Source organism: Xanthomonas vasicola (assembly GCF_000772705.2).
In the GTDB taxonomy this organism is placed as follows: Bacteria; Pseudomonadota; Gammaproteobacteria; order Xanthomonadales; family Xanthomonadaceae; genus Xanthomonas; species Xanthomonas vasicola.
Window position 1 is genome coordinate 22,399 of the sequence record NZ_JSBW02000031.1, and the last position, 10,813, is coordinate 33,211.

Annotated in this window: 10 protein-coding genes and 1 other RNA gene; 4 read left to right on the top strand and 7 right to left on the bottom strand. The window is 64.2% G+C overall.

Translation table 11 applies throughout. The annotated features are described in order from the left end of the window. Positions 1-114: 114 nt before the first annotated feature. From NX05_RS07410 to NX05_RS07435, 6 genes are all read right to left on the bottom strand, one after another. Complete coding sequence (locus NX05_RS07410) at positions 115-942, bottom strand: ATP-binding cassette domain-containing protein (protein WP_039437458.1); 828 nt, start codon at positions 940-942, stop codon at positions 115-117. Next, entirely contained in the window at positions 939-1,733 is a 795-nt protein-coding gene (ssuC, locus tag NX05_RS07415) for an aliphatic sulfonate ABC transporter permease SsuC (RefSeq protein WP_039437460.1), read from the bottom strand. The genes NX05_RS07410 and ssuC overlap by 4 nt, the downstream gene beginning before the upstream one ends. A 118-nt stretch (positions 1,734-1,851) precedes the next feature. Continuing rightward, a complete protein-coding gene (locus NX05_RS07420) occupies positions 1,852-2,964 on the bottom strand; it encodes a sulfonate ABC transporter substrate-binding protein (RefSeq protein ID WP_039437622.1) in 1,113 nt (370 codons plus the stop codon). An 11-nt stretch (positions 2,965-2,975) separates the two neighbouring features. Further along, positions 2,976-4,016, bottom strand: coding sequence for an L-glyceraldehyde 3-phosphate reductase (mgrA, locus tag NX05_RS07425; protein ID WP_039437463.1), 1,041 nt, complete (start codon positions 4,014-4,016; stop codon positions 2,976-2,978). Positions 4,017-4,033: 17 nt separating this feature from the next. Continuing rightward, complete coding sequence (locus NX05_RS07430) at positions 4,034-5,362, bottom strand: LLM class flavin-dependent oxidoreductase (protein WP_039437465.1); 1,329 nt, start codon at positions 5,360-5,362, stop codon at positions 4,034-4,036. A gap of 67 nt (positions 5,363-5,429) precedes the next feature. Continuing rightward, positions 5,430-7,589 carry a TonB-dependent receptor gene (locus NX05_RS07435; RefSeq protein ID WP_039437467.1) on the bottom strand — a complete coding sequence of 720 codons (2,160 nt, stop codon included), beginning with the start codon at positions 7,587-7,589 and terminating at the stop codon, positions 5,430-5,432. 365 nt (positions 7,590-7,954) lie between these two features. Between NX05_RS07435 and NX05_RS07440 the strand changes: the two genes are divergently transcribed. Together NX05_RS07440 and NX05_RS07445 are read left to right on the top strand one after the other, a co-directional pair. Beyond that, a complete protein-coding gene (locus NX05_RS07440; RefSeq protein ID WP_039437470.1) occupies positions 7,955-8,263 on the top strand; it encodes a GIY-YIG nuclease family protein in 309 nt (102 codons plus the stop codon). Between the two features lie 44 nt (positions 8,264-8,307). Further along, positions 8,308-9,015 (top strand): glutathione S-transferase, encoded by a 708-nt coding sequence (locus tag NX05_RS07445; protein WP_039437625.1) that lies wholly within the window; start codon positions 8,308-8,310, stop codon positions 9,013-9,015. Positions 9,016-9,240: 225 nt separating this feature from the next. Here NX05_RS07445 and NX05_RS07450 read toward each other — a convergent pair whose 3' ends face one another. Next, the gene (locus NX05_RS07450) at positions 9,241-10,059 is read right to left on the bottom strand and encodes a DUF3014 domain-containing protein (protein ID WP_039437472.1); all 819 of its coding nucleotides are present in this window, start codon (positions 10,057-10,059) and stop codon (positions 9,241-9,243) included. A 405-nt stretch (positions 10,060-10,464) separates the two neighbouring features. Here NX05_RS07450 and NX05_RS22055 point away from each other — a divergent pair. Then, positions 10,465-10,541: non-coding RNA, sX9 sRNA (locus tag NX05_RS22055), on the top strand. Between the two features lie 67 nt (positions 10,542-10,608). Continuing rightward, positions 10,609-10,813 (top strand): transposase (locus NX05_RS07455; RefSeq protein WP_053012841.1); only part of this gene is annotated, 205 nt, incomplete at its 3' end.

A 10,813-nucleotide genomic window follows, 5' to 3' on the forward strand; every position in this document is an offset into this window, starting at 1 on the left:
GCTGTCGCAATGACGCCGCGGTCTGTGCTGCAACGTCGCAGCTACTGGCTGTGGCTGGATGCGTGGCGCAGGCGCAGGCCAAGGCCTCGCAGGGTCAGACCCCGACGCCCAGCGCTAGGCGATCGGCTGCAATGGCGGCTCACCGTGCGCCGCCTCACGCGTTGTGCCTCGCCGCGCCTCAGCCTTGGCTGTAGTACTCGGCTCCGGCAGCTGCGCCGTTCCCAACAGACGCGACAACACCTGCGCCTGCAGCGTTGCCAGCGCCGGCAGCCCGGGCGCACGTGGGTGCGGCACCGGCACGGCCAGATCCAGGCCAACCTTGCCGTGTTCGATCACCACGATACGATCGGCCAGCGCGCTCGCCTCGGTCACATCGTGGGTGACCAGCACCAGGGTGAAACCACGCTGCCGCCACAACTGCACGATGAGCTGCTGCATCTCGATACGCGTCAACGCATCCAGCGCTCCCAGCGGTTCGTCCAGCAGCAATAGCCGCGGCCGATGGACCAGTGCGCGCGCCAACGCTACGCGCTGACGCTGACCGCCGGACAACGCCGCCGGCCACTCATTGCCGCGCGTGCCCAGGCCGACCGCGTCCAGCGCTTGCTGCGCCTGCGCACGACCGGCCCGGCCCAGGCCAAGCGCCACGTTGTCGATCACCCGCTTCCACGGCAGCAAGCGCGCATCCTGAAACATCAGCCGCACCGCATCGCGTTGCACTGCCAATGGCGCGCGCCCGCTGTCGACCGTGCCGGTATCGGCGGCGTCCAGCCCCGCAATCACGCGCAGCAGCGTGCTCTTGCCGCAGCCGCTACGCCCCACGATCGCCACGCATGCACCGGGCGCGATCTCCAGGTCGATGCCGCGCAACACCTCACTGTCGCCATAGCGTTTCGCGATGCCACGCACCCGCAACGGCAACCCGGCAGTCGCAGCGCTCATCGGCGTAGCTCCGCACGTTGCTGTTGCGCCGGATGCCAGCCCAGCCACCAGGCTTCCAGCCCGCGCGCGGCAAGATCGGCCAGCTTGCCGAGCAGCGCGTACAGCACGATGGCAACCACCACGATATCGGTCTGCAGGAACTCGCGTGCATTCGTCGCCAGATAGCCGATGCCGGAACTGGCGGAGATGGTCTCGGCCACGATCAGGGTCAGCCACATCAACCCTAACCCAAACCGTAAGCCCACCAGAATCGACGGCAATGCACCGGGCAACAGCACATCCCAAAACAACTGCGGGCCACGCAAGCCGTAATTGCGCGCCATCTCGATCAAGGCCGGGTCCACGCTGCGGACGCCGTGATAGGTATTGAGATAGATCGGGAAAAAGGTGCCCAAGGCAACCAGAAACAGCTTGGCGCCCTCATCGATACCGAACCAAAGAATCACCAACGGAATCAGCGCCAGATGCGGCACGTTGCGCAGCATCTGCAGAGCGCTGTCGAGCAGGCGCTCGGCCACGCGCGACACGCCGGTCAACAGGCCGAGCGCAAATCCAATGCTGCCGCCAATTGCCAGACCGACCGCCGCGCGCCAGCTGCTGATCGCCAGGTGTTGCCATAACTCGCCGCTGCGCACCAGCGTGGCTGCCGCACCTAGCACTGCATCCGGCGCAGGAAGAATGCGCTGCGGCAACCAACCGCTGGAGGCTGCAATTTGCCAGGCCAGTAGCAAGGCCAAGGGCAGTAGCCACGGCACCAGCGCGTTTCCCAAACGGCGCGACGTGGCGCTCATCGCGACACCTCGATGGTGTCGCGCTGCATCGCGCCTTGTCGCATTGAAATGCCAGCGCACACTTGCACGCTTGTGACGTCGTGGCCCTGCGTCCTGCGACTGTGTGCAATCGAACGCATCACTTACCTGCCTGCCGCGCAGCGGTAGCGGCAGGCGCACGCCATACCGCAGGTGCCACCAGAACACGCTTGGGCAACAAACGCTGCGCATAGAACAGATCGGCGGTGGCCTGCTGGGCCTTGATAACCTGCGCGCTAAGCGGTTGCACGCTGGCTGGTGGGCGGTGCGTCAGCGTGCGTTCGACCACTGCAGGTGACAGCCCACTCACCTGCGCCAATATCTTGATGCTGCCGGCGCGGTCGCGCTCCAGCAGGCCATCGGCCTGGTTGAGCGTGCCCATCACCTGCTGCACGAACGGGCCCCATGCGGTGGCATAGCGCCGCGACGACAGGAAGAAGCCGCCGGTCAGTCCCAGTCCCTCGCCGTTGGCAAGCAGGCGTGCGCTGCCATCCAGCGTCAACGCCGAATACCACGGGTCCCAGATTGCCCATGCGTCCACCTGCCCGGCCGCGAACGCTGCACGCGCATTGGCCGGCGACAGATACAGCGGCGTGATATCGCGCATGCTCAGGCCTGATTTGGCCAACAGCCGCAGCAGCAGGTTGTGCGCACTGGAGCCTTTCTGAAAGGCGACACGCTTGCCCTTGAGGTCGGCCACCGTGCGCACCGCGCTTGTGCTCGGCACCAGAATGGTTTCGGCTTTCGGCGTGGGCGGCACCCAGCCCACGTAGAGCAAATCGGCACCGGCGGCCTGCGCAAACAACGGCGGAATATCGCCGGCGCCGCCCAGGTCGATACTGCCCACGTTCAAGGCTTCCAGCAGCTGCGGGCCAGCCGGAAATTCCACCCAGGTGATCTTGGTCTGCGGAAAGCGCTGCTCCAGCAACCGGTGCTGCTTGGCCAGCACCAGGATGGACACCGCCTTTTGATAACCGATCCGCAACTGCGCCGGCTCGGCTGCCAGGGCAGGCTGCGCCCACACCAGACTTGCCAACAGCAGCCCACACACCAACACGGCGCACCAGACAGCACGTGCGGCCGCCAGCGAGCAACGCAACGCACGCAGCCAACCCGTTGCTCGCATCGCAGCTGCTGGTTGCATGCCACGGCCGCGCCAGCCCAGTGGCCGCAAAGCCGCTTCGATGGTAGTTGCGGGGATGCGGTAATGCATCAGCAAATTCCTCAGTGCCAATCGGTGGAGGGTTTTTCCCAGAGGTTGATGCCGCCTTCGACCGCATGGCGATCGATCTCGGCCAACTCCTCTGCACTGAACGGCGCCGCCTGCAAAGCCGCCACGTTTTCGACCAATTGCTCCGGGCGGCTGGCGCCCACCAGCGCTGAGCTCACGCGTGGGTCGCGCAGCACCCAGGCCAATGCCAGCTGCGCCAGACTCTGCCCACGCTTGCGCGCAATCGCCTCCAGCCCACGTGCGCGTTGCAGGTTGTCGTCGGAGAGATGTTCCGGCCGCAGCGAGTGACCACCGGGACGGTTGACGCGCGCATCGCTGGGCACGCCATTGAGATATTTGCCGGTCAACAAGCCCTGCGCGAGCGGCGTGAATGCGATCACACCAGCGCCAACCTCCGCAGTGGCATCGAACAGCTCATGTTCGGCCCAACGATTGAACAGGTTGTAGGCCGGCTGATGAATCAGAAGCGGTACCTTCCACTCACGCAGCAATGCGGCGATCTCGCGTGTACGCGCAGCCGAATACGACGATATGCCCACATACAGCGCCTTGCCCTGCTGCACCGCGCTGGCCAATGCACCGGCAGTCTCTTCCAGCGGCGTCTGCGCATCGAAGCGGTGCGAGTAGAAGATGTCCACGTACTCCACGCCCAGGCGTTGCAGGCTCTGATCCAGGCTGGACAGCAGGTATTTGCGCGAACTACCGCCCTGCCCGTACGGGCCCGGCCACATGTCCCAGCCGGCCTTGGTGGAGATGATCAACTCGTCGCGATACGGCTTGAAATCTTCACGCAGCAGGCGGCTGAAATTGATCTCGGCGCTGCCATACGGCGGGCCGTAATTGTTGGCCAGATCGAAATGGGTGATGCCCAGATCGAAGGCGGTGCGCAGCAGTGCGCGTTGCGTCTCGATCGGCGTGCTGTCGCCGAAGTTGTGCCACAGGCCCAGCGATAACGCAGGCAACACAAGGCCGCTGCGGCCAACGCGGCGGTAGGCGATACGGTCGTAACGATCGGGATGTGCGAGGTAGCTCATGGGGTATGTCCGGTTGATCAGCGTGCGCTGAAGCGATTGACGGGGCATTGCAGCCCCAGATGATCGCGCAGCGTGCGCCCGGCATATTCACGCCGGAACAATCCACGTCGCTGCAGTTCCGGCACGACATACCTGGCCACGTCGGCCAGGCCACCGGGCAGATGCGGCACCATCACGTTGAAGCCATCGGCAGCGCCTTGTTCGAACCACGCCTGCAGCTCATCGGCAATCTGCGTGGGGGTGCCGATCAAGCTGTAATGGCCGCGCCCGCCAGCGATGCGCCGGCCGAGCTGAGCGATGCTCAACTGCTCCTGCCCCGCCAGTTCAGTGAATAACTGCTGGCGGCTGCGCTGGCCGGTTTCGGTCAGCGGCAACTCCGGCAGCGGGCCATCCGGCGAATATCCCGACAGGTCGAAATTGCCCAGCATGCGCGACAGCAACGCGATGCCCACCTCCGGTTCGACCAGCTCCTGAAACTGCTCGAATTTCTCCTGCGCTTGGGCCTGGCTTTTGCCAACCACGATAAACACGCCGGGCAACACCTTCAATGCATCGCGCCCGCGGCCAAACTGTTCCAGCCGGCCCTTGATATCGGCGTAGAACGCCTGCGCCTTGGCCAGCGACGATTGCGCGGTGAACACCACCTCGGCCGTCTCGGCCGCCAGCGCACGCCCAGGCTCGGACGAACCGGCCTGCACCAGCACCGGGTGACCCTGCGGCGCGCGCGCAATATTCAGCGGGCCACGCACCTGAAAATGCGTGCCACGGTGATCCAGCACATGCGCCCGCGCCGGGTCGTGATGCAGGCCGGCAGCAGTGTCGGCAATGAAGGCATCGTCGTCCCAACTGTCCCACAGCCCGGCGACTACCTGCTGAAATTCGCGCGCACGCGCATAGCGCTCGGCGTGCACGTAATGCGCATCGCGATTGAAATTCAGCGCTTCATCGGCGGCATCGGAGGTCACCAGATTCCAGCCGGCACGTCCACCGGAGAGATGATCCAGCGAGGCGAATTTGCGTGCCACGTGATACGGCTCGTTGTAGCTGGTGGTCATGGTGGCGATCAGGCCGATGCGCTCGCTCACCACCGCCAACGCACTGAGCAGCGTGAGCGGCTCGAACAGGCTGGAACGTGCCATGCGCGAGGCCAATGGGCCGCCAGCTGCAGCCAGGCTGTCGGCGACGAACACCGTGTCGAACTTGGCGGCTTCGGCAATGCGCACCATCTCGCGGTAATGATCGAACACCAGCGTGTCGGCACTGGCCTGCGGATGCCGCCACGCCGCCACATGATGGCCGGTGGCCATCAGGAAGGCGCCGAGCGACAGCTGACGTGGCGCACTCATCGCAGCGCACCGTACAAGGCAGCGATGTCACTACCCACAGCAACATCAAGAAACATCACACCCATCGTCAAAAATCCTTATGCAATTGCAGGCCCACATAACGCTGATCGTCGCGCGGCACCAGGCGGAACACATTGCCGGTGGCATTGGCCAACAGCGGCGCATACGCGCGGTCGCCGAGATTGCGACCCAGCACTGCCACCCGCCAGCCATGCAGATCGTCGGCCAGCGCGATGCTGGCATTCCAGATTGCGTAAGGGCCCTGGATGGTTTGCGCGGTCTGGCTAAGGTCGTACTGCACGCTGTCCTGCCAGCTCACATCGCCGTTGAATTGCAGCGCCAGACTGCCGCGCAACGGCACGCGATAGCCTGCACGCAGATTGCCCTTCCAGTCCGGCGAAAATGGCAGCGGCTTGCCATCCACATTGCAGTTGGCCGCCGCCGCTGCCGGACAGGCGAAGCGCTGGATGCGCGCCTGCGTATAGGCCAACGATGCGGCCAGGCTAAGCCGCTGGGTAGGGCGGTAATCCAGATCCAGTTCCAGGCCCTGCGTGCGCACCTGCCCGGCATTGATCAAGCGCGTCACCACCTGCTCGGCCACGGTGTCGAAGAAATTGGCTTGGTAGTTGGCATATTCGGTATGGAACAGCGCAAGGTTCGCGCTCAGGCGGTCGTCGAGTGCGCGCGTCTTCAACCCCAGCTCCCACGCATTTGAGGGTTCCGGCTTCAGCGCCGGCGTATCGCGCGGCTGCATGTTGAAGAACACGTTGTAGGCCGGGCCCTTGTAGCCGCGCGAATAGGTGAGATAGCCGGTGATCTGCGCATCGACGTCGTACTGCAGACCGGTGCGGCCGGAGACGCCGTCTTCTGCGGTGCTGCCGCTGCTGGCGGTGGCCGGCAGGATGCCGGTGGCTGCGGTTGCAGAGGTGGACACGCGCTGGTGTTGATAGTCGAGCGTGTCGCGAGTGAAGCGCGCGCCCAGCACGGCGCGCAGATCCGGGTGCCAATGCCAGGTCGCCTCGCCGAACACTGCATAGGTCTGCGCGCGGGTGTCGTAATCGGCCACGCCCAGGTTGCTGGCGGTAGGCGAGATCACCGTGCGTTGGTAGGTTTCGTTGCTGCGCGCGTGCAGGTAATACAGCCCGGCGACCGCTTCCACCGCACGGTCGCGCGGCGTCTGGATGCGCACTTCCTGCGAATATTGCGTGTAGCCAAGATCGCCACGGTCGTGCGAGGACGGAAACGCCGCGCTGCGTTGCGCAGTGCGATCGCCATCCTGGAACTGGGTGTTGTCCCACTGCCGCCACGCGCTGATCGAGGTCAGCAGCGCATCGCCGAGTTGCTGATCCAGTTGCAGCGAGGCGCCTTTGTTGGTGTCTTCCAGATGCGTGCGGTAATCACTGTTGATCAGCCGGTTGTCGGCACGCGCGATCACCGGCGCAAGCGCAGCGGCAAAATCCGCACGCGTGCTGGCCACCACCACACCGCTGGGCGCATCGCTGCGCGAGCGCAGGTCATCGGCCAGCAGCGTTGCGTTCAAGCTTGGGTCCGGGGTCAGATCCAACCGCAGCCGCGCGCCGGAACGCTGGTAACCGTTGACCGTCTGGCCATCGGCCACATTGCGCACGTTGCCGCCGTATTCGGCCCACAACGCCGAGACGCTGGCCTTGAGTACCTCCGGCACCAGCGCGCCGCCAACGCTGGCACGCACGCGGTCTTCGTCGCCGCCACCGAAATGCGAATAATCCACATAGCCACCGAACACCTCCGGCGCCGGCTTGCTGATGATGTTGAGCACGCCGGCCGAGGCGTTCTTGCCGAACAAGGTGCCCTGCGGCCCGCGCAATACTCCGATGCGTTCGACATCGAGCAGATCCAGCGTGGCTTGGCCCGGCCGGCCGAGCACCACGCCATCGATCACCGTGGCCACACTGGGTTCGACGCCTGGCGAAGTCGAAATGGTGCCCACGCCGCGCATGAACAGCGAGGTGTCCTTGTTGGAAGCACCGGTGCGGAAGGTCAGGCTGGGCACCAGCGCCGGCAGGTCGGCCACACTATTCCGGTTCTCGCGCTCCAGCGTTTCGCCCTGCACCACGGACACCGCCACCGGCACTTGTTGCAAGGTGGTTTCGCGACGCGTTGCGGTGACGGTCACCGCCCCCAGGGTCTGCGCTGTGCGCTCCGGCGCTGCGGCGGCATCGCCTACTTCGTCGGCAACCGCCGGCATGCAGGCGCACGCCAGACTCCATGCAAGCAACTGCGGTATCCCCAACCATCTGGAAGCAGAAACAATACCCGCGGGGCTCCGGTGTCGCGCAATCATTGACATCCTTTTGTATGGGCTGGTAGGTGCGCTGCGATGCTGCAGCCGGCGTGCGCCGCAAGGCGCCGCGCCGCGTGATTGACGTGCCACCAGCAAAGCCGCCGCGACCGCGCATGCGATACGGCATGCTGTTTGCCGGCGTGGCGAGCGTCAAATAACCAATGTTTAGGTGGTTATTCACTCAGCGACAGATCACACGTGACAGTCGGCTGGTTGGCCTGTTGCGCACCCAAGCTGCGCAAGCCCACGCGAGTGGCGATAATGTGCGGATGGATGCACCCAAACCCTGGCACCTCTACCTGCTGCTGTGTCGTAACGACAGCTATTACGCCGGCATTACCAACGATTTGGAGCGACGCTTCCAGGCCCATCTGCGCGGCACCGGTGCGCGCTACACGCGCGCCAATCCACCCGTGCATGTGCTCGTCAGTCGCACCTATCCGGATCGCGCCAGCGCCTCCCGCGCGGAATGCGCACTCAAACGTCTGCCGCGTGCGCGCAAACTCGCCTGGCTGCAGGCGCAGCCGCACAGCGCCCACAAGTCACAACCTGCTGACGTGTCGATCACGCGCACCTAGCCGTGGTTTTCCTAAGCTGCATGCACTCGATCGCGGAGCCGCGCATGCACTATCAACTGTATTACTGGACCGGCCTGCAGGGCCGCGGCGAGTTCGTGCGATTGGCCTTGGAAGATGCCGGCGCTGCCTATACCGATGTGGCGCGGACGCACGGCGACGAGGTCATGACTGAATTTCTGGAAGGCGGGCATGTGGGTGCGCAACCGTTCGCACCGCCATTTCTCAAGGCCGGTGACATCGTGGTGGCGCAGGTTGCAGCGATCCTGCACTTCATCGGCCCGCAGTTGCAGTTGGTAACCGATTCGGAGCCGCAACGTCTGCAGGCGTTGCAATTACAGATGACCATTGCCGACTTGGTGGCGGAAGTGCACGACACCCATCACCCGATCGCCACTGGTCTGTATTACGAAGACCAACAGGCCGAAGCCGCCAAGCGCGCCCAAGACCTATGCGAGAATCGCCTCCCTAAATTTCTGGGGTATTTCGAGCAGGTGCTGCAACAGTCCGGCGGCATGCACGTGCTGGGCACGCATTCGTACGTGGATCTGTCGCTGTTTCAAATGATCAGTGGCCTGGAGTACATGTTCCCCAAGCGCATGACGACGCTAGCGACAGACTTACCAGGGTTGATGGCGCTGCAACAGCGTGTGGCCAAGCGACCGCGTATTGCGGCGTATCTCGCATCCGAACGACGTGTGGCATTCAACACCAATGGCATCTTCCGGCACTACCCGGAGCTGGATGCAGCCTAGGCGCCGGGGCACCGCGCGCGGATTCCAGCAACCCCGCGGCATGCTGCGGTGTTGCTGGACTGTGGATGTGTCGCTGAGTGCTGTCATCGATCACACAGCGCGTCAGGCGTATGGACGTTGAGCGGCGCGTGTCGCACCGCTGCGTGTACGTGCGCCATTGCGTGAACCCACAGGGCTGCATGAATGCGGCCTTTTAAAAATTGCACGGTTTGGATGCAACTGGCCTCAGCGCCCCTGCAACAGCGCCGCGCGGATCCGCTGCAACTGCGCCTTCACTGCAGTCGCTTGTGTCGGCCCCAGACGCAGCAGCGCCTTTTGCCCCACCGACAATGACTCCAGCGCCGGGGTAACAAAGCGATACCGGCCACGCTCATCGCGTTGTACGCCGATCGGTTGCGCCGGATCCGGCGTGCGCAGCAGGTGATCGATCACATCGATCACGCGGTCGTTGAAGTAACGATCTGGCGCGCCCAAGTCCGCATATGCCTGCTGAAACAGCGGATAGAAGCGCACATAGCTACGCGCCAAGGCCTGCGCATCCACGCTGGTGAATGCAGCGACGTAAGGCCCATAGCGCGCCGCATTGGCCTGATCGATCACCAGGTGCGTGTCTGGACCGGAGACCTGCAACTCGCCCGACACCGGCTGCAGCACCAAGGCACGGCGGCTGATGCTGGGTTGAGTGAGATTGTCGATCATCACCACGACGCGTTCGATCAGGTGCTTGCGCAGCACGATCGACAATGCCGTATCGTCCTGCACCAACGCCAGCAGCGCTTCCCAGGCGGCATCGTCGCTTTGCGCCAATGGCGGAATTGCCGCATCGGCGGCGTCGGCCGAGGGCGCCTGTACCGGATGACGTGGTTCGTTGCTCGCTGGGGCGGGCTGCGGGTTGACTGCAGCGGCGACTGCGCTGGCGGTGCGAGTGATCGGTGCGGGCAAGGTGGACTCGGTGCCAGCGGGGCCGCCAAACAACCACCAAGCGGCGCCGGCGATCACCGGGACCGCCAACAACCACGGCCAGCGCGAAGATTTGGTTTGCATCGTGGAACTCCTGACATCGACAACATCCAAGGTGTGACCGTGGGATATCGCGGTGGTTCCATCGATCTGCAATCTGGAGTGCGCGGTGCCCTCACCAGACAGTTGGCTGGTGGTTTTCTAAAGAATGCGAGGACTGCGCCTGTGGTCTGCTGGTTGCTTGTTGAAAACGTTGCAAACTGACCAACTCAACGGGTCCTTGCCGGCTCACCGTCGCGGGACCCTTGGCGGCATGAATGCCGCCAAGGAGCTTACAGGGACGTACTTGCAGCGTGTCCTGCGATGGTGGGCGGGCAAGGCCAAGCAGCAAACCGGCAGAACCTTCGCTCTGCAATTCACTCACTTTAGAGCGGCTAGCAAAGCCACTGCGCCGTCGCCAAGTGGGCGCGGCCGGTGCTCGGAATCGGCATGTACCACTCGCACACTCCGGGTCTAAGCGCGACGCGCACACCTCCTGACGGCTGCTCGCTACCTTGTTGTTAGCCCGACGCCCCCCCAACTTTGAGTAGCCCCTCGGTTTGGAGTCCAATTCCTAACTCGGGGAGATTGGACGTGAAGAAGCGTTTTTCTGAAGAACAGATCATCGGCTCCCTGCGCGGAGCTGATGCCGGTGTGGCGATCAAGGACCTGTGCCGGCGGCATGGCTTCAGCGAGGCGTCCTATTATCTGTGGCGCAGCAAGTTTGGCGGCATGAGCGTGCCCGACGCCAAGCGGCTCAAGGACCTTGAGGCCGAGAACGCGCGGCTAAAGAAGTTGC